Raw genomic sequence first — 20,037 nt, 5'->3', positions numbered from 1 at the left:
GCGTTAAGACTTCACTGATAGCTTAGTCGCGGCGTCCAAAAATGTTTTCTAACTGATGTACACCATCCGGCGCAAGGTCGCGAATGATGTCCATAAAGTCGAGTTCGATCAGGCGCTGTACACGGTCAATCATCAACGGTGCCGGATGGCTGGGCTCGTGCTGCGTAAAGTACTGTTTCACTTTTTCCAGCATTAACTGCGCTTCAGCACGCGAGTTAAGTTGAGCACTGCGCCAGTCTGTAGCGGCGCGCGACGCGGCCCTGGGCGCGGTTGGGTTTTCGGTTTCCGGTGCAGACTGTACGGCCGCTGCCAGAGACTGTAACGCGCCGATATCGGTGGCCTGGCAACGCTCATTCAGCATGGCGAAGCTGCGCTGAAGCTGACTCATATCCGGTAAGGCCGTTTCATCCAGCTTTTCAGTCACCAGGCTACGAATGCGCTGCAAACGTTCGCCAATGTCCTGAATGGCCGCAACGCCGGGTTGCTCGCCTCGCGCCAGTTCATCATTAAGACGCGGCAGGCCGCCAGGGTAGTCTGGCACTTCCGTTTTACTGCCGTCACATAATGCAGCGGCATCGCGAAGCGTAATCCCGTCGGAAGCATAACGCAGCAGCCACGACTGGCGCACCGCGCCCGCCAGGGCTGACTGGTCGCCCAGCACGGCCAGGGCATTAATGCGGTAAAAGGGATCGGGCTGGCCATCTTCTTCCAGACGTGGCCACAAGGTTTCCCAGTATTGCGACATGGCCTGCTCAATCAGTTGCAACCCCTGTGCATAGCCGGGCAACCCTTTGAGACGAGTCCAGGCGTGCGTCAGCGTGAGCATGACGCGTAAATCTTTGCTGCGGCTCATTAAATCCAGTGCCAGCTTTTCGACCTTGTTCCAGTCAGCCGGTTCGGCCGGAATGATGGTATTGCCGAACTGCTGCTCGGCTTTGCCTACGCTGGCCTGTTCCATCGCCTGAAAATCCGCATCGTATTCCAGGTTATCCCCGCAGGGATTATCGTGGCTTACCGGTATCAGCAACGTGTCAATATCAATACTCATCCGTTTCGCCTCAGGATTCAAACATAGGAGGATAAAGTCCATTTCGCCCGGGCTTTGCACCGCCCGCCGGATCGAATAACAGCGAAAATAACTGCGCTGTCAGGTTGCCGCTGTGGACATGGGTATAAAGCGGAAAACCGTCACTCTGATTGGTCCACCAAAAACTGCTTTGAAACTGGGGATCAAAACTCTGTGATGGCAAATTCCAGCTCAGGGTGGAGGCATTATTCTCCCCGCTGCCGATCACCGATAAGATATCCGATGAGGCTTCGCCTTCCTGAGGCTGTGGAAGGGGAATACTTAACAACGCCTGATCAAACTGCTCGGGCGTGCCACCCTCCTGAACCGCCCGCAACAAGGTATTGCCCATCTGGTGATACCAGTCACCGGCGCGGGCCAGCAATAACGGGGCCCATTCCGTCGGCGTAAAGTAGCGCAACGCACAGAGCGGATAATGTCGCCCGACGCTGTCGCGCGCGGCGGTCAGACAGCCCATCTGAATCAGCTGCGTACCTAACATGGGCGGTATGACAAAATTCCATACGGGCGCTTTAAGAAAGGCCCGGGACGCGGAATGCTCGCCTTCCGCACTGGTTTGCCAGTGATGCAATCCTACCTGAAACCAGTTCGACCACTGGCGCTGCAGGGTATCGGGGAAACGTCGTTTTACGAAATCACCCGAACTGGGCAGTTTGCCGTACCAGCCAGGTGCTGCGTATTGAGTCATAGTCAGATCCTGTTTCAGGGACAGCTAAATGCAGGGAGCTGGAAGGGGTTCCTGATGCTGCCCGGCGTAAAGGACAACGTCACATTATGGCCGTCCACATTAAAGCTGGCTTCGCGTGTCAGTCCACCGACCGAGGTGACCTGTGCGCGGTCAAAGAAGCGATTAAGCGCCCATGGCCCGCTGGTGGTCAGCGTGGAGGTTGTGCCATTCGTCAGGCCCAGTTGCATGCGTACCTGACTGGTTCCCCCCGGACCGGGCCAGCTGACTAACTGCACCGCCTGTGGACCATGACTGTAGCGTAAGATTTGCCCGTCCACGTCCAGCGTCATATTAAGAATGTCGTTGTCCATTTTTACCGTGCGCAACGTCACGCGGAAAGAAGGCGTGGTGGCACCATTGGCAAAAAACGCATCGCGAATCGACTGAGCCTGCTGGAACGGACGCAGCAGCGCTTCGCCCCCCGGTAACGTTTTACCATCAATGCCCGGCGTGAAACGCCATGCCGCGCGGGTGGTATCCACTTTACTGGCCAGATTGTCCCGGAAGAAGCTGTCCATCAGTCCGCTGCCTGGCGCAAACATGCGCGCCAGGTCGTCAGGCGTGACTTCACTTCGCGCGTTGCGCACTAAAGGATAGCGGCCGGCAATCGCCTGGCGACAGAAACTGCCAACTTCCATGGTAATGCGCTTGCGGACGTTATCCATATCGCGACGCTGTGCATCACTGCTGGCACCGACAGCCATACCGGAGACCATATTTTGCAGCGAGCCAGGCAAACGGCCCGCGCTGGCCTGCAGACGGCTGATCGCATCACTGGACGGCGGTGGCATTCCGCTGTTCGCCGCGTCCTGTACGGCCGTGAGGTAACGATAGAGGTCGTCAATCTGCTTCAGGAAATCATCCACGGCCAGCACTTTGCTGCCCTGTTGCAATGGCTGTGCCAGTTCGATAATCGGTGCGAAATGGGCCGTTACCGCTTGTTCAGGCGTTTGCTGCACCGCACCCTGTTCACCATTCGAGCGCGGCGAGGTAAACAGTGCCTGTAACGTGCGCGTGGCACTGTTATCTGACGCGGCTGCGGCATTTTTCGCGCTCTTGTCGTCAGGTTGTGCCCGCGTCAGCGTGAGCTGTTTACTTAAATTAATAACCAGTTGCCGCAGCGGGGAATGGTTACTGGATAACAGACGTGCGGTATTAATACGCTGCGTTAAATCGGCACTGCTGTTGAGCTGGATATCGCTGAGAAACTGCTCCCACTGGCGAATATAGTCCTGAATATACAGCTGACGCACCGCCATATCGGTTTGTTTGCTGTCTTCATGGGCCGTTTCGCCGCCCAGCACCCAGATATCATCCTTATAGAGGGCATCCGTCACGGGGGCGATCTCTTTATCAACGTGGTTCCAGTAGCCGTCGGGCGTGAAAAGTCCGGACACACCTTCATTCACGGATTTACCGCTTTTACGTGAGAACACCAGTTCGCTTTGCGGCCCACCCAGGGCAGCCAGGGTCACGGGTGACAATGCACTATCGCGTTCCAGCAGGCGTTTCAGGCGTCCGTAAACGCGCTGTGACAGCGGCATCTGACTAATCAGCGCCTGCTCGCGCTTTACCAGCGCGTCATCCTTCGCATAGGGCGAGGACTGGATCTGTGTTTCCAGCAACTGCTGCAGGTGCCACGCCAGCTGTTTCACCTCCGCCTGTGTCACATCCTGAGGCAGTTCACGGGAGATATTTAACATCATCCACGCCTGAAGAAACTTACCGTCATAGTGCTTTGGCTGATACAGCATCTGATAAGCCTTCAGGGCTTCATAGCTGTAATCGGCATCGCTGCCGTTGTCATTGCGTAACCAGCGGGTAATATTTTGCGCCACTTGTGGCATCAACAGTTGTTTAAGTGCGCGATCGTATAACGCCTGCGTGGCGTCACTCACTTCGGTACCCCGATACAGCCCCATGCGACGCGTCAGCGGCGGATGCTCCAGGGAAAAAGACGCGCTTTCCGGCAGGTGCAACAGCGTGTTGAGATAAGGGACCAGCGCAAACAGGTTACCGTTCACCTCTTTTTGCAGTTTGTCACCCAGTTGCTCGACCTGCGGCGTTTTGGCCGCCATCTCCTGCAGATAAGTTTTATTTTTGTTATAGCTGATCAGCCACAATGTCCCCGCAATCAGCACCAGGATAAGCAAGGCCAGGTAGCCCGACCAGAGCCCTACGCGATTACGGAGTTCCCACCAGCGATTGCTGCCCGCCAGGCCCGACTCCTGGAAAATGACGTTTTCCAGCACCCCTTTCAGGAAGAAACTCTGGCCTTTGTTCTGCGGAATCGGGGCCTCTTTATCCACCTTGTCCCAGCTACCTGACTCGCCCTGCTGCTGGCCCGGCAAGTGCAGTGCACGTGTCAGTTCGCCCATCACACGGTCAAATGGCAGCCCTTCCTGGGTGCCGCTGGCGAAATAGATCCCGCGCGGCGCAAACTGCGTTTCGAAATCAGAACGGGCAAAGAGAATATCCAGCGCTTCAGCCAACTGTGGGCGCAGCGCGGCAAATTCTTGTGGGAACAGATAACTTTCTGCCCGCGCCTGCGCATCACTTTCCGCCAGCAGAACATCCGCCAGCCCGGCATCCAGCCGCTGTTGCAACAGAGCATATTCCTGCTGGAACTGGCTGCTCAGTTCGAAATCCGCTGTCGAGGCTTTCGCCCATGGGAAGGTAAATCCCCAGATCTGTTCGCGCTGTGTTTTATCCAGGCTGGCAAAATAACTGCGGAAACCTTTTAACAGGTCAGCTTTAGTGACCAGCACATAAACCGGAAAGCGAATGCCCAGTTGATCGTGAAGTTCCATCAGGCGCTGACGCAGCGCCATCGCCTGATTACGCATGGCGTCGGGCGACTGCGACAACAGATCAGCCACGCTCAGTGTCACAATGACGCCGTTTACAGGCTGACGGCCACGGTATTTGCGCAACAGCGCCAGAAAATGGTGCCATTCACTGGCATCACGCTCCTGCTGACTTTCCTGCGTGGTATAGCGTCCTGCGGTATCCAGCAGGACAGCTTCATTTGTAAACCACCAGTCGCAGTTTCGTGTTCCGCCAATACCGCGTAAGGCCGCTTTGCCAAATTTATCGGCCAGCGGAAACTGCAAACCGGAATTCACCAGCGCCGTCGTTTTACCCGCGCCAGGCGCACCGATAATCATGTACCACGGCAGTTGGTACAGGTACTGATGGCTGAAGCGCTGCGCCCAGAAAGGGGCGCCTTTGCTGCTCTGGCGCTGAAAATGCGCCTTTTTTAGCATTTCTGTCGCTTCAGAGAAGCGGCTGGCAAGCACCTGATCCTCACTGGTCAGGCGTTTGCGCTCTTCCTCAGGTGCGTCCGGTTTGCTGGTCTTCAGACTGGACATCAGTTTACGGTTCAGCCAGTAGTTATACAGACGTGGGATCGCCTGACTCAGGCCCCAGACCACATACAGCAGCGCAATACTGATCATGCGGTTCTGTTCAGACTCCAGCGGCCGGGAATCCACTATCGAGAACACCGGACCGATGACCCAAATGATAAATGATAACGCTGTGATACCGACGAAGCCCCACGCCAGGCGGCTGGTCAGTATCGAAAACAGGACATTCAGCATGGATTAGTTCCCTCTTGCCAGGCCGTTAAGTTCAGCTTTCGTCGTGTCAGGTGCGACCTGCAGCGTGATTTCAACACGACGGTTGCGGGCGCGGTTCTCTGCACTGTTATTAGGCACCAGCGGGTGCGTTTCGCCCCGCCCTTCCGCTTTGACACGTGACGGATTGGCCAGCTGTTTTTGCAACAGGTTCTGAACGGACTGAGCGCGAGCCAGCGACAGCTCGTAGTTCGATGCAAAACGTGCACTGCGAATCGGTACGTTATCGCTGTATCCCACGACCAGGATTTTCCCGCTGACGTTGTTCATGGCCTCGGCAATGCGCTGAATCACCGCATCATAACGCCCACGAACTTCCGTTGATCCAGAGGCGAATAAGCCGTCTCCTTTCAGCGTCACCACGCTCTGATCGGCCTCGTCACGCACCGCGACCAGGCCTTCATCGATTTCTGGTTTGAGGAAGGACTTCAGGTTCAGTGACGGCGGCGGCGGCGGTGCCGGATTACGAATCTGCACTTCAGGCAGCGTCGTCTGATAAATTTTGGCCAGCACCGGCGAGGTGTAATCCCCCAGCCGCCAGTTAAGCACAATGTAGAACAGGCAGGCCGCCAGGCCCGCCAGCGCGGCGCAGGCCCACAGCGGAATCATCGGTCGCCACAGTTTGCGCAACACCGGTTGATCGGTAGGATGCGGCGAAAGCGCAGCGGCAAAACTTCCCCTGACGCTTCGGATCATCTGCAGCAGGCGCTGTTTAATGGTGTCCAGTTGTGAACGCCCGTTGTCGAGTACGCGGTAGCGCCCTTCGAACCCCAGCACCAGACAGAAATAAATTAGCTCCAGTAACAGAATATGCTGTCGCGGATTTTGTGACAGTTTAGCCAGCAGCTGGAAAAACTTTTCGCCACCCCAGGTTTCGTTGTGAAAAGTTACCAGCAAGCCATTACTGGTCCACACACCGCGGCTGCCCCAGGGCGTCAGCGCAGCGGCTTCGTCCAGCGCCGTACACAGGCAGTAACGTGCGCCAACGATCACTTCGTAGCTCAGACCCGACTGCTGACAGGCCAGCTCGAAACGACGAATCTGTTCGATAAGTTGCTGGCGTAAACGGGCTGGATCGTCATGCGATACCGAGTGACGAATCTGGGGAATGGCGTTGATCAGCGGATTAGCTGCGGCCACCAGCGTGTTCTGATGGCTCAGACTTAACTCCTGCTGAAAAGCATCACTGTTCGGTTTGTTTTGTTCCTGCATCATGCCTGCTCAGTTTGAATTATTCTGACTGACTGCGAATGGCCCAGAACTCCATGTTCAGGCCCGGAAACTCACCGGCAAGGTGCAGCGCGAAGGCACCCGATCGTTCCATCTCCTGCCACAGCTCGCTGTTTTTATCCAACTCAAAATAGCTGTATCCGGCGTGCCAGGGGATTTGCGGGGGCGCGCCAGGCATGGCTCTCAGGGCCAGCCCCGGAAGCTGCAACTGCACGAGATCGCGAATTTTGGTCACAGGCGCGACCTTCATCTGTGCCGGGAAATGGGTTTTGAGTGCATCGGCGGGAACGCTTGCCTTGACGGCCAGCACAAAGCCAAATTCACGTACCATGCTGTTGTCTGGCACGGTGGCGACGTTCAGGCCGTGTGAACGCTGCGTCAGTGGCAGTTGAATGGCGCTCTCTTCCATGACCTGCGACAGCCCCTGACGCAGCAACAGGGTGAGGCGCGAAAAGCAACCTTGCAGATCATCGTGATCGTAAACGGGAAGCGCGTCAGGCGTACGGGCCTGCGTCCAGGTTGCCAGTTCCGCGGCCAGTTGTAACCAGTGGCTGTAGAGCGTTTCAGGATGCAGTAACGGCAGGTGCTGCAGATGAGAGTGCAGCCCCAACTGGCGATTAAGGAGCGCCAGCAGCATGAAATCCACCATATCTGCACTGTTAAAACGCCCGGTACCTGGCGCGCGCTGGCTCAGTTGCTGGCTGCGCTGCTGAATCATACCGTGCAAATCCGTCATCATGCTCTGAAGCGGACGACTGCCTGCAAGCGTTAAGGTAGGAGGGATGTAGTCATTGTCTAAACGAATGTGGTTGTCACTGCGTTTTTCAACAATCTGCGCCACGCCCATGGCCGTCCACTCTGCGGTCAGATCCTGCTCCAGCATTAACCGCAGGCGAAGCTTGCCAAACTGGACGGTGGCGGTGCCAACAGCCTGCGCGTTGTCATCTTCGACTTCCGCTTCCCAGGCGAGATAGCGCGCCAGAGAATCTGGCGCATCTTCAAACGTTACCGCTTCGCGGCCATTACGCCGCGCGGGGATGGCCAGCACCACTTTCGCCCGGTCAATATTCGCGGGCACGTCTAAGGGGGCTGGACCTTGCTGGGGCTGGCTGAAAGCAAAAAACGTCCCATCCGGCAGACATCCACTGGCGGCATTGAGCGCCAGCTTGCCCTGCCGTAACAGCGCTTCATCAAATTCGAGATCGAAAAATCCCCAAATGTAAGGACGTTGCGACTGGCCCCATTCACGCAGCGAGCTTTGCAGAAAATTTTCTGCCTGCTGGAAATGGTGAGGACGCAAAAACATCCCTTCCGCCCAAACAACCTTTTCGGCTCTGTTCATAATCATCCTTTGAAGACGGTGTTATTGCTTAACGGGACGCATACCGGCATCGTCAACGATAATGTTGGCGTTTAGCTCACCATCATTGCTTTTCCAGAACTGCCAGAATGAACTGCTCTCGCTGTCCGGGAAAGGCAGCGCCAGCCGCCACACTTTGCCATCCAGCTTTTGATATTCCGCCATGATGCCGATAAACCGTGCCTCAGGCAGGCTTTTCGCACTCAGCGTTTTACTGAGCTGACCGGACATCAGGAAAAACTGCTGACTGTTAAGTAGCGTATTGCCTAATGCTGTCGCGGGTTGATTCTGTAATGTGAAGAAATCAGCGGACATAAACTCGGCATCCGACGTCAACAGCATGACGCGCACTTTGAGCGGCGCGCCGGCGTTGATGGGGGGATGCGCCTGAAAATTCAGGTTGTAGCGCGCGATATCGGGCTTACTGCTACTGCATGCGGTCAGCAGAAGTAGCAGGAAGGGCCAGAGCCATTTTTTCAGGCCAGCGCGCAAGTGGGTATGTGCCATATCTGCCCCTCCCTGCCCCTGACTTAGTTAATGATCCAGGTACCGTTATTGCTGTTCTGGCAGGCCTGGCTGTTGCCATCAACAGAGACGCAGGTCTTTTTCTTCGCGGCGGCACGCGCACGACGCTTAGGCTGATCGGCTTTGATGGTTTGGTCGTATAAATCGCTTTTTACCACTGCACGGAAAGGCACATAGCCAATGACTTTGACCGCATTGGTCGGTGCCTGAGGCGCGGCGCCCTTACTGTCGGTGGCTTTCGCGTCAGTTGCGGGTGGTGAAACCGCGTCAGCTTCTTCGCCCAGTGCCAGCCAGTTATTTTCTACCTGACCCACAACGGTATAGGTTTCACCCGTTTTCAGCGTTTCCACGACCTTGCCGCCAAAATCCGGGCGTGTCATCACAGAGGCAGGATACAGGGCACGGTAACCCTCATTGACGGCGGTGAACTGTGCAGGCGCAGCTACGGCATGACGGTGAATCAGGGTAGTGCCATCAACGGTATTGGTGACCATTGTGTCATCTGTCATTTTTGGCGGTGTTTTACAGCCTGCAACAGCAAAAACAAACATCAGGCTTAATGCAATTCGAAAGTTCACCATTTTTTTCATATTTAGTTCCATTAATACCCAAAAAAGTGGCCTTTGGCCGGTGGTCAGCGCGTCGTATTGTTGCACAACGTCAACTGGACGCCAGATGACGCCAAGTCATTGATTAAAAATACAAGTTGCCTGAATAGGAGCGTTGATTGAGTGTAAATTTTATACGATGAGCATGAACAGTATAGGCACAGTTCATAAAACCTGATGACCGGAGAAGCGGGTCGGCTGAATTTCACAAAATACATTCAGCAAACTGACCCATTCCTAAAAGCAAACGGTATTAAAGCAGCCTGATTAGGTTTTGGTAAGACACGATTTTTGTTAGGTAATCGTTAAACTTAACGGGGCTGGTTAATCGTTATTCGTGTGGGGAGAATGGTAACATCCTGCTTAAATTCCAGTCGATCTCACACAAATAGCAATAAATCAATGGGTTACAAAAAAATATGCAGCACCATAGCTACCGCACGAGCCTGTACATCCTGCTCGCCTGTGTAAAGTTCTTTTCCATTTATTAACATCTTACACAGCTTTACATATTGCCTTGAAAAATTCAATACAGCTCCCAGTTACGTAACTAAGTAATAGTACTTATGTTTTTTACTAACTCAAACAGATGACAATACGGTGAAACCTGCACATTTCGTACATCTGATACTCATCTATGGTCTCAGCGCCCCTATCCTTTAGTATAAAAGCTTAAGCCAGATGAATATTTTAAGGTGCCGGATGGCCCTGAACGCTGAGAAAACCGTCAGCTCAAACGCGATGCGTAAGTTGAAAAGAGGAATTAAGTCAAATTTTGCTGTCTGGTCTTTCTGAAACAAAATCAATAACACATATTAATCAAAGCGTTAAACGAAGCAATGGCGTTAAATTTAAGAGTATTCCTATCAAGAGGCGATGCGCGCGGCCCTGGATTCGAACGCATTTCGTCCGCTTTGCGGGAAAAGTGGGCACAGAACCGTCCTGACGAATGACGAAACCTGTGTAGAGGCAGGTAAATGAAAAGCGTGGCAGTATTAAAACAAACTGTGATGATGCGCGGCGCGAAGCTGCCACGCATCATCCCCTCTCACAAACGGGTGGCTAAAGGTATTCAGGTGGATTCTGCCCTGGCGAGCATCTTGCGGTAGTTATTAAGCCATTTTCCGCTTTTCAGTCGCCACCAGAAAAATCCGCCGCGCACCGTCCAGTCAAGGAACATGCCCAGCCAGACACCAATCACGCCCATACCGAGTTCAATGCCCAACAGATAACCAATAACAACCCTTGCGCACCACATACTGAACATCGATACATACATCGTATAACGGGCATCACGCGCGCCCTTCAGGCCGGCGGGGAGCACCCAGGAGGCGGCCCAAATCGGCATAAACAGGGCATTCAGCCAGATAAGGTGTTTGGTAACGCTAATCACTTCCGGATCGCTGGTGTAGAAGCGTGCCAGCAGCCCCGCCAGCGGTATGGTCAGCGCAGCAACGCCTGTCAGACAGATTGTAGCCAACAGATAGACGTGCTTGATTTGCCGCTCTGCCTGAAAAACCTGGTATTTACCTAAGCGTTTTCCCGTAATAATGGTCGACGCCGATCCCAGCGCATTACCAGGCAGGTTAATCAGTGAGGCGATTGAAAACGCGATAAAATTGCCGGCAATTTCGTTGGTGCCCATGCCCGCCACAAAGACCTGTGTCAGTAACTTCCCGCCGTTAAACAGCACGGATTCAATACTGGCCGGCACACCGATGCTTAAGACTTCAAATAAAATACTGCTGTTCCAGCGCCTGAAATAGCTGGACAGCGAAATTCTCAGTGAGGCGTTGAAGCCAATCATTAACACGTAGATGACCGCTATTGCGCCAATGTAGCGGGTAATTGTCAGCCCTAATCCGGCCCCCACAAAGCCCAGCCCCTTCCACGAAAAACAGCCATAAATCAGCACACTGCTGATAACGATGTTAAGGATATTCATCCCACCGTTAATCAGCATCGGTATTTTCGTGTTCCCTGCCCCACGCAGCGCACCGCTACCAATCAGCGTAATGGCCGCCGCCGGATAACTCCATGCGGAAACCTGCAGATAGCTGAGTGCCAGGGCTTTCACTTTCGGTTCTGCTGCGCCTGCGATGGCGTCAATAATCAGATGCCCCCAGAACTCAATGGCGATAACCAGCACCAGGGCTAATACCGTCATCATTGCCAGCGACTGCCGTGTTGCGGCGCGGGCCCGTTTACCATTGCGTCTGGCCAGGCTAAACGCGACCACTACCGTGGTTCCCAGGTCGATGGCGGCAAAAAAGGAGATGACGACCATGTTGAAGCTGTCTGCCAGCCCGACGCCGGCCATGGCTTCTTTGCCCAGCCAGCTCACCAGGAAGGTACTTAACACGCCCATCAGTAGCACACAGGCATTTTCAAAAAAGATAGGAACTGCAAGAGGCGAAATTTCACGCCAGTACAGCGTGCGGTAAGCGCGACGTTTCGGATACCACGCCGTGCGCTTAATCGCCTGCACCACTGCTACGCCGGGATTTTGCAAAGGAGTACCAAATATGAACATGTCGGGAAAGAACTCTAATGATGGTAGCGTAAAGTGAAATATGCAAAACGTTTTGCATTCCTGTTAAATCATCGTTACACACTTTTCTGCTCTCGCCTTTAGTCGCGCCGAATCGGTGCTGCCATGCTCCGGTCCACCCTCTTGCCTTAGCGAAAGCCATTGCTGCCCTGCACATCCTGATGCTGTCGGGTTAATCCGTTTTTTTACTCAGTGCCGCATGATGCCCACTAGCCTCGCCCATAACAGGCAGCCGCAAAATGCGCGCGATCATAGATTCTTCACCCAATCCGTTGTTAAAACCGCTAAGCTGAGGAGCATTGTGGTAAGAACCTGAAAGGAGAAGTTATGCCAGCCCAACGGAAAAAGCTGACACGCGAACAGGCACTCGATGCGCTTGAGCAACTTTACAATGACGCCGTCGATGCGCTTCGTGCGTCCATCAAGGCCTACACGGAAGAAGGCGTGCTGCCGGACCCCGCCGCGCGTGAGCAAGGCCTGTTTGTTTATCCTGAATTACGCATTACCTGGCAGGGAGACGGACCGCAACAGAATCGCACGCGTGCATGGGGCCGTTTTACACATACAGGCAGTTACAGCACCACCGTCACCCGCCCCGCTTTGCTTCGTCATTACATTTCAGAACAGCTGGCGATGCTGGAAAAAGAGTACGACGTGGACATCGAAGTCGGCCCGTCACAGCAGGAGATTCCCTACCCGTATGTAATAGACGGCTCTGACCTGTCGCTGGACCGGACCATGAGCGCCGGCATAGCCCGTCATTTTCCCACGACTGAACTCTCGCAGATTGGGGATGAAACGGCAGATGGCTTGTTTCATGCTGACGCCACCTTTCCCCTTTCCCACTTTGATGCGCTGCGCACCGACTTTTCGCTGGCACGCCTGCGCCACTATACCGGCACGGCTGTGGAGTATTTTCAGCCGTTCGTGTTGTTTACCAACTACACGCGTTATGTGGATGAATTCGTCCGCTGGGCCATCGAACAGGTACGCGATCCGTCAACCCCGTTTGACAGCCTGGTATGCGCCGGAGATGTCATCCTGACGGCTGACACGGAAAACAATGACGCGATGCTGTCCGATCTGGCCTGGAAAAAACATCAGATGCCTGCCTGGCATCTGACGTCACCGCATCGCCGCGGCATCACGCTGATCAATATCGGTGTGGGTCCTTCCAATGCCAAAACCATCTGCGATCACCTTGCCGTCATTCGCCCTCATGCCTGGCTGATGATAGGTCACTGCGGCGGTCTGCGCGAAAGTCAGCGTATTGGGGATTACGTGCTGGCCCATGCGTATTTGCGTGACGATCATGTACTGGATAGCGTGCTGCCACCGGATATCCCGATTCCCAGCATCGCCGAAGTTCAGCGCGCCCTCTACGATGCCACCAAATCGGTCAGCGGTATGCCCGGCGAAGAAGTCAAAGAGCGCCTGCGCACCGGTACTGTTGTCACCACCGATGACCGTAACTGGGAGCTGCGTTACTCGGCTTCTGCCCTGCGCTTTAATCTCAGCCGCGCCGTGGCGGTGGATATGGAAAGTGCCACCATTGCCGCCCAGGGTTACCGCTTCCGGGTGCCTTATGGCACGTTACTCTGTGTTTCCGATAAACCGTTACACGGCGAAATTAAGCTGCCCGGTCAGGCGAATCGCTTTTACGACGGCGCCATCTCTGAACACCTGCAGATTGGGATTCAGGCGGTAGAGCTGTTACGGGCTGAGGGTGACAAGTTACATTCGCGTAAACTGCGAACGTTTAACGAACCCCCGTTCCGTTAAAGAGTAAAATCAAAGACGGTATTAAGGGTGAATCTCTTTCACATTAATGCCGTCATCCCTTCTCCGTTTCTGCTGAATCAGGCTGCGTTCAGTACGGCAGTATTTATAAACCAGGCAAACACAGCCAGAATAGCCGGGACCATAAATGTCCAGATAAGGCGATTATTCAGGCTTTCAAATCGCGCATCCAGCTTATCGAAACGCTCATCCACCTTGTCGAATCGCTGATCCACCTTGTCGAAGCAACAATCCATTCCGTCGAGTCGTTTATCAATGCCATCAAGGCGATAGTCGATTCCGTCTAGCCGCTTATCCACGCCATCGAGCCGACAGTCGAGTCCGTCCAGCCGCTTATCCACGCCATCGAGCCGACTGTCGATGCCGTCCAGCCGCTTATCCACACCATCAAGCCGACTGTCGAGTCCGTCCAGCCGCTTATCCACGCCATCAAGCCGACTGTCGAGTCCGTCCAGCCGCTTGTCCACGCTATCGAGCCGACAGTCGAGTCCGTCGAACCGCTTATCCACGCCATCAAGCCGACTGTCGAGTCCGTCCAGCCGCTTATCCACGCCATTAAGCCGACAGTCGAGTCCGTCCAGCCGCTTATCCACGCCATCAAGCCGACAGTCGAGTCCGTCGAACCGCTTATCCACGCCATCAAGTCGACAGTCAAGTCCGTCGAACCGCTTGTCCACACCCTCGAACCGACAGCCAAGTCCGTCCAGCCGCTTATCTGTCCCATCAAATCGGCTGTCAGTATCATCAAATTTCGCTATGACAACCGAGAAGGTGGCGTCAATGCTGTTAAACCGGTTAGTAACGTCGACTAATACCTTATTGATTTCAAAAATTTTGCTGTCAATACGATCCTGCCTGTTCTCAATACCGGCAAACTGACTCGCGACGTGTCCTACATTTTCTTCCAGGCCAGTGAATCGCTGAAGCATTTCAACGTGAAACAGCGTTTGCTCTGAGCGCAGTATTTCAAGATCGGTTTTCGTCGCAAATGCCGTCGCGCGCCCACTGAACAGCGCCAGATCAATTTTCATCTGATGGCTGTCTTGCTCCAGTCGCTCAAAGCGCTTTTCAAAATTTTCCATTGTTTTGCCTCCCGTCCCGCAATGACGGTCGATTACGTTTGGCTTTCCGCGATCCCGTTTTATACAAAGGTTGCCCATTATCGGTCCCTGACAGGCGGATTACATGCATCCGTTAACGTTATTCACGACCTGCTTCGACGTTATTGAAGCAAAGTCCCGCACAATAAACATTACCTGATTGAATAAGAACGCAAAATAAAACCAGCGTGCCGCCTTATTCAGAAGGTGTTGTCGGAGAATAAGAGGTGAAAGGCGTGAAGAAAAGGCAGTTCATATTCATTTTGGAAGAGAATGCACAACGATTGAAAAAAGCTGAATCAGCCTGGTGATGCATCGACGCGAAATATAACGCTAAAACCGTTACAGCATATTAACTATGCTGTAACGGTGAAGTTAATTATGCACTCAACCAGCCGAGCTTAATGACAAACAGCAGGGAAAGAATAATCAGCGCCGCATTAATTTCTTTCGTCCGTCCACTCAGCAGTTTCACCACGGTCCAGGTGATAAAGCCGAAAGCGATACCGTTTGCAATGGAATACGTTAATGGCATGGTCAGGGCCGTCACCGTAACAGGAGCCGCAGTAGTAATGTCTTTCCAGTCGATCTCGGCCAGGCCTGAGGTCATCAGCACAGCCACAAAGAGCAGTGCGGGTGCCGTGGCGTAAACCGGCACGCTGGAAGCCAGGGGTGAAAAGAACAGCGCCAGTAAAAACAGCACCGCCACCACCACAGCCGTTAATCCGGTACGGCCACCGGCGCTGACGCCTGCAGCCGATTCGACATAGCTGGTGGTCGTGGACGTTCCCAGCAGAGAACCAAACAGCGCCGCCGCACTGTCCGCCACAAGCGCGCGCCCCATTTTAGGCACGTTGCCCTCTTCGTCAGCCAGCCCGGCACGTTTGGTCACGCCCAGCAGCGTTCCCGTGTTATCAAACACGTCGACAAACAGGAACGCAAAAATCACGCTAATCAAACCCACGTTAAACGCACCCGCGATATCCAGATGCATAAACGTCGGGGCGATGGACGGCGGGGCAGAAAATACGCCGCCAAACGGCGTCAGGCCAATTCCCATGGAGATAAAGGTAATGATCAGAATGCCAATCAAAACCGCGCCCGTCACACGGCGCGCCTCCAGCACGACGATGATGATAAAACCTAACATCGCCAGCAGTGGTCCAGGCTTGGTCAAATCACCAATTCCTACCAGCGTGGCCGGATTGTCGACGACGATTCCCGCCCCTTCCAGCGCGATAATCGCCAGGAACAGACCAATACCGGCGGCAATCCCCGCACGCAACGGCAACGGAATGCTTTTGATAATCCATTCGCGAATTTTAAAGATTGATAACGCAAAGAAGATAACCGCAGACAGGAATACCGCGCCCAGCGCAATCTGCCAGGTGTAGCCCATGTGCAGCACAACGGTATACGTGAAGAACGCATTCAGGCCCATTCCCGGTGCCAGGGCGATAGGATAGTTGGCAATCAGTCCCATCAACACAGAACCAATTGCTGCCGCCAGACAGGTCGCGACGAAGACCGCACCTTTGTCCATGCCGGTCGCCCCTAAAATACTGGGGTTAACGAACAGGATATAAGCCATTGCCAGAAAGGTCGTGATCCCGGCGATGATTTCGGTGCGAACCGTTGTGTTGTGCGCTTTTAATTTAAATAGTTTTTCTAACATCATTATCTCTCGATGATAGAGACGTCACTCAGGTACGTGCTCTCTTGCCAAAGTTATTATCATGCTGTTTGTGGTAATGCCGACGGCTGGCCTGCGCCGTTGCAGGCCTGCTAAAAACCGGGGTTGCTTTCCTTTGTCATGTGAGCAATTGCTAAGGCTTAAGCAATTGCTGTGCCAGTCCGACACGCAATCGATTACCTGGATAAGCGCAAACGAGCCTTAAGAGAATTCTGAACCGAATCAGGGCGCGATTATGGTGCATTGCCCCCTAAATGCGCAAACGTTTTCCTTTTGGTGCCGAAAAGGCGAAAAAAGGGTGCTGACGCACGCTTCAACACTTTGTGAGGCGACGCTGGTCACGTTTCAGCCGCATTAACCTGCAGGCAAAAGGGGAATGTGTAAACTCGAAATTAACTCTTTAGTAACATTGAGGTCACACAATGAAGCCAGCAGTTCTGGTGGTGGATGATGATCCTGCGGTCTGCGATCTGTTGCAGGACGCGCTCAGTGAACATGCTTTACGGGTTTATCGTTGTCATCAGGGTAAAGAGGCGCTGGCGATGGTCAGTGCTCACCCGGACATCGCGCTGGTAATGTTGGATATGATGTTGCCTGATACCAATGGATTGCTGGTGCTCCAGCAGTTGCAGCGTCAACGGCCTGATATCCTCGTAATCATGCTGACCGGCATGGGATCGGAATCGGAAATGGTCGTGGGTCTGGAGATGGGCGCGGACGACTATATTGCTAAACCGTTCAATCCCCGCGTGGTCGTGGCCCGCGCACGCGCCGCCCTCAGACGCAGCGGACGTGCCGCAACCAGTGATGACGCGCAGTCAGGCTGGCGCTTCAATGGCTGGGTGCTTGATGAAGCGCGCTGCCAGTTACTCAATCCTCAACGCGAAACGGTTCCCCTGACGCAGGGGGAATATACTTTGTTACGCGCCATGGTACGGCATGCACGTAAGGTCCTGACACGCGATCAGTTATTAGAACTGACCCACAGCGAGACGATGGATGTCTTTGACCGCACGATCGATGTGCTGATCATGCGGTTACGCCGTAAAATTGAAGCCAATCCGCATCAGCCCGGCCTGATCCGCACTATCCGCGGGCTGGGCTATGTTTTTTCTGCCGATGTGGTCAAACCTGAAGGGCTGGGACTTTCCACACAAACCGCCTGAGCCATCCATTCACGCATGTCGCGCAAGGGGCGAATGCCGTCTGTCGCATTGGCGGCACGCAGATTAAAACAGGCGCAGGTATGGGCCAGTTTCAGCGTCGAGACCATATCCTCGCCTTCATGGCTGGCAAACAACACGCCCGCACAAAACGCATCACCCGCTCCGACGCTGCCCACAATGTCGTCGGGTGCCAGCTGCCAGGCGGGCTGCCAGACACCTTCGCCGTCCGCTTCACGTCCCCATGCGCCCTCGGGCGCATGGATAACAACACGCTGACGCACGCCCTGCTCCGCCAGCCACTGCGCGGCACGGGCAAAAGCGGCGGGCGGCTGAATGCCGCGGCCATCACGTAACAGCACGCCTGACAACGCCTGCGCTTCCAGTTCATTAATCACCAGATAATCCAGCCAGCGTAAGGCGGGCAGCACCTGAGGGCGGTAATCGCCCGCGCGGGAAGCCAGATCCAGGGACGTGAAATAGCCCCGCTGCTGCATGTGTGCCAGCAACCGGGCGCTGCGGGTACCAAATTCGCTGTCCACGCTATCCAGCGTTTCCAGCAGCAGCAAATACCCCAGATGAAAGATGCGCTGTGCGTCATCGACGGCGGCGAAGTGCGGTCTGTCCAGTAAGCTGTTGGCGCCGGGTGAAAAGAAAAAAGTCCGTTGTCCGTCCGGTGTCGTCATCACCTGGGTCATCGCTGTAGGCTTGTCGTCGGTGCGCTGCACTAACCGGTAGTCAATCTGCGCCGCTTTCATCATAGCCAGCAGAAAATCGCCATCGGCGTCATTGCCGAGCAGGCCAATCGCCGCCAGCGGCAATGTGCACTGCATGCGCGACAGCGTGAGCAGAACATTGAGCGGCGCGCCACCTGCGGCCTTTTCGCTGTGCTGTATTTCGGTCAGCCAGCCCTGTTCCGGCCAGTGGCTGATGCGATGCACATAATCCACCAGCATGACACCTGCGGCCAGAATGCCGCTTCGCGTTGCCATTTACGCCTGGCCTGCGCTGCCGAAAATGTTCATCTGCTGCATAACGGTTTCACAAATCGCCTTTTCCACCGCCATCAGTAACTCTGCGAACTCATCATAACGGGTATTGCGCGAGGCCAGGCTGCGTTCCACCGCGTCAAGGGCCGCCTGAGACATGCCGGTGTAAAAGTTAATTTTGTGAATACCGAGTGAGATTGCCCGACGGAAATCCGCGTCGCTGATGCCCGACCCGCCGTGCAGCACCAGCGGTACACCGGTTTGCTGACGAATCGCCGCCAGCCGGTCAAAATCCAGTTTGGGTTCCCCTTTGTATTTGCCGTGCGCATTACCAATGGCGACCGCCAGCGTATCAATGCCGGTTTCGCGCACAAATTCAGCGGCCAGTCGCGGATCGGTAAATTTCTCGCTGTCCGCTTCCCCAAACAGTGCGCCGCCTTCATCACCCCCGACTGCGCCCAGCTCTGCCTCAACGGAAACGCCGACGGCATGTGCGGCGCGAACCACTTCCCGCGTCTGGCGAATGTTCTCTTCATAGCTCAGGGTCGAACCATCAAACATCACCGAGGTGAACCCGAGACGAATCGCCTGCATCACCGCCTCAAAGTGCAAGCCATGATCCAGGTTCAGCACCACCGGAACAGTATGCTTCGCGGCTTCAAAACGGATCGCCTCAGCGATCTGATCGAGCGTGACGTACTTAAAATGCACTTCGGCAATGTTGATAATAAACGGCGAGCGCTGTCGCTCTGCCGCATCAAACAGCGCACGCAGGAAATGGCTGTCCAGGACATTAAACGCGCCCAGCGCATAACCCTGTTGCTGGGCATGCGCCAGCCCCTGTGCCAGAGAAATCAAAGCCATCATTCACTCCTCAAGGTGAGCCAGCGGGAATAGTCGTTACAAAGCAGCCTCTGGGGTTCCTCATCCTCGTCAAGGTCATTGAAACGCGCCAGCGGCGTCAGGAAGACGTTGTCGTTGTCATCATCGTTGGGCATGGAGACTTCCCCCACCAGGACGTCACCAAAGCCGTTTTCGCCCCAGAAGCTGTGCCAGACGCCCGCGACGAGCGTGACACTTTCACCAGGGGAAAGCCTGATCTGCGAACCCGCCGCATGGGTTTGCCGGATGCCGTCCAGGGAAACCGTCACCGGCGTGGCGGCTTTGTCATGGCCTTCACGGTTATACAGCTCGACAATCAGGTTGCCGCCGCCGCGATTAATAATGTCTTCCATCTTGCGCGGATGGTAATGCATCGGCGTTATCTGCCCTTCACGCACGTGCATCACTTTTTCTGCATAAGGTTTGTGCCAGGGCGTTCCGTGCGGCGAGCCGTTGCGGAGTGTGAATAACGTCAGGCCGGTTTGCAGAAAATCGTCGCCACCAAAACTGGTCAGATCCCAGCCCAGGCGTAAGGCAACGATTTCAGTGATGTCCTCCTGTTGCTGACGCCACTGCCGGATACCATAATCGGCCCAGGACGGCAGAGGGACGTCCTGACGGGTGAAAAAGTCTCGCGTATATTGCAACTGTCTGTTCACGTCGGCGCGTTTCATCTTCCGCTCT

15 protein-coding genes are annotated in these 20,037 nt (G+C 54.7%); 2 read left to right on the top strand and 13 right to left on the bottom strand.

The features are described 5' to 3' along the window. Positions 1-22: 22 nt before the first annotated feature. The 8 genes from tssA to GC090_RS07990 form a co-directional block, all read right to left on the bottom strand. Positions 23-1,048 (bottom strand): type VI secretion system protein TssA, encoded by a 1,026-nt coding sequence (gene tssA / locus GC090_RS08025; RefSeq protein WP_033742167.1) that lies wholly within the window; start codon positions 1,046-1,048, stop codon positions 23-25. A 10-nt stretch (positions 1,049-1,058) separates the two neighbouring features. Then, positions 1,059-1,775 carry a type VI secretion system-associated protein TagF gene (tagF, locus tag GC090_RS08020; protein WP_033742168.1) on the bottom strand — a complete coding sequence of 239 codons (717 nt, stop codon included), beginning with the start codon at positions 1,773-1,775 and terminating at the stop codon, positions 1,059-1,061. 14 nt (positions 1,776-1,789) lie between these two features. Then, positions 1,790-5,416, bottom strand: a complete 3,627-nt coding sequence (tssM, locus tag GC090_RS08015; RefSeq protein ID WP_205950424.1) for a type VI secretion system membrane subunit TssM — start codon at positions 5,414-5,416, stop codon at positions 1,790-1,792. Positions 5,417-5,419: 3 nt separating this feature from the next. Beyond that, positions 5,420-6,667 carry a DotU family type VI secretion system protein gene (locus GC090_RS08010; protein ID WP_080752842.1) on the bottom strand — a complete coding sequence of 416 codons (1,248 nt, stop codon included), beginning with the start codon at positions 6,665-6,667 and terminating at the stop codon, positions 5,420-5,422. A gap of 16 nt (positions 6,668-6,683) precedes the next feature. Further along, entirely contained in the window at positions 6,684-8,024 is a 1,341-nt protein-coding gene (gene tssK / locus GC090_RS08005) for a type VI secretion system baseplate subunit TssK (protein ID WP_324021308.1), read from the bottom strand. 21 nt (positions 8,025-8,045) lie between these two features. Beyond that, positions 8,046-8,549: a type VI secretion system lipoprotein TssJ gene (gene tssJ / locus GC090_RS08000; protein WP_058708365.1), complete on the bottom strand. Its 504-nt coding sequence runs from the start codon at positions 8,547-8,549 to the stop codon at positions 8,046-8,048. A gap of 23 nt (positions 8,550-8,572) precedes the next feature. Beyond that, entirely contained in the window at positions 8,573-9,169 is a 597-nt protein-coding gene (locus tag GC090_RS07995) for an SH3 domain-containing protein (RefSeq protein ID WP_263757862.1), read from the bottom strand. Positions 9,170-10,247: 1,078 nt separating this feature from the next. Beyond that, the gene (locus tag GC090_RS07990; RefSeq protein ID WP_039338298.1) at positions 10,248-11,663 is read right to left on the bottom strand and encodes an EmmdR/YeeO family multidrug/toxin efflux MATE transporter; all 1,416 of its coding nucleotides are present in this window, start codon (positions 11,661-11,663) and stop codon (positions 10,248-10,250) included. A 390-nt stretch (positions 11,664-12,053) separates the two neighbouring features. Between GC090_RS07990 and GC090_RS07985 the strand changes: the two genes are divergently transcribed. Continuing rightward, the gene (locus GC090_RS07985) at positions 12,054-13,508 is read left to right on the top strand and encodes an AMP nucleosidase (RefSeq protein ID WP_033742179.1); all 1,455 of its coding nucleotides are present in this window, start codon (positions 12,054-12,056) and stop codon (positions 13,506-13,508) included. Positions 13,509-13,585: 77 nt separating this feature from the next. Here the strand turns inward: GC090_RS07985 and GC090_RS07980 are convergent, their stop codons facing one another. Together GC090_RS07980 and GC090_RS07975 are read right to left on the bottom strand one after the other, a co-directional pair. After that, positions 13,586-14,608 (bottom strand): coiled-coil domain-containing protein, encoded by a 1,023-nt coding sequence (locus tag GC090_RS07980; protein WP_324021305.1) that lies wholly within the window; start codon positions 14,606-14,608, stop codon positions 13,586-13,588. A gap of 397 nt (positions 14,609-15,005) precedes the next feature. Further along, complete coding sequence (locus GC090_RS07975) at positions 15,006-16,304, bottom strand: NCS2 family permease (RefSeq protein WP_199227855.1); 1,299 nt, start codon at positions 16,302-16,304, stop codon at positions 15,006-15,008. A 437-nt stretch (positions 16,305-16,741) separates the two neighbouring features. On the opposite strand from GC090_RS07975, the gene GC090_RS07970 reads away from it, so the two are divergent. Further along, positions 16,742-17,485, top strand: coding sequence for a response regulator (locus GC090_RS07970; RefSeq protein WP_033739476.1), 744 nt, complete (start codon positions 16,742-16,744; stop codon positions 17,483-17,485). On the opposite strand, the gene GC090_RS07965 is transcribed toward GC090_RS07970, so the two are convergent. The 3 genes from GC090_RS07965 to GC090_RS07955 are packed head-to-tail and all read right to left on the bottom strand — an operon-like array spanning position 17,422 to position 20,027. Continuing rightward, the gene (locus GC090_RS07965; RefSeq protein WP_058701633.1) at positions 17,422-18,474 is read right to left on the bottom strand and encodes a carbohydrate kinase family protein; all 1,053 of its coding nucleotides are present in this window, start codon (positions 18,472-18,474) and stop codon (positions 17,422-17,424) included. The two genes, GC090_RS07970 and GC090_RS07965, sit on opposite strands and share 64 nt — an antisense overlap. Beyond that, complete coding sequence (locus GC090_RS07960) at positions 18,475-19,335, bottom strand: ketose 1,6-bisphosphate aldolase (RefSeq protein WP_324021549.1); 861 nt, start codon at positions 19,333-19,335, stop codon at positions 18,475-18,477. Next, positions 19,335-20,027, bottom strand: a complete 693-nt coding sequence (locus GC090_RS07955) for a D-lyxose/D-mannose isomerase (protein ID WP_324021303.1) — start codon at positions 20,025-20,027, stop codon at positions 19,335-19,337. The genes GC090_RS07960 and GC090_RS07955 overlap by 1 nt, the downstream gene beginning before the upstream one ends. Positions 20,028-20,037 lie beyond the last annotated feature (10 nt).

This window comes from Pantoea sp. JZ29, from assembly GCF_035190385.1.
Classification (GTDB): Bacteria; Pseudomonadota; Gammaproteobacteria; order Enterobacterales; family Enterobacteriaceae; genus Pantoea; species Pantoea stewartii.
Note: the sequence above shows the minus strand (reverse complement) of the source record. Positions and strands in the feature narration are given on the sequence as shown.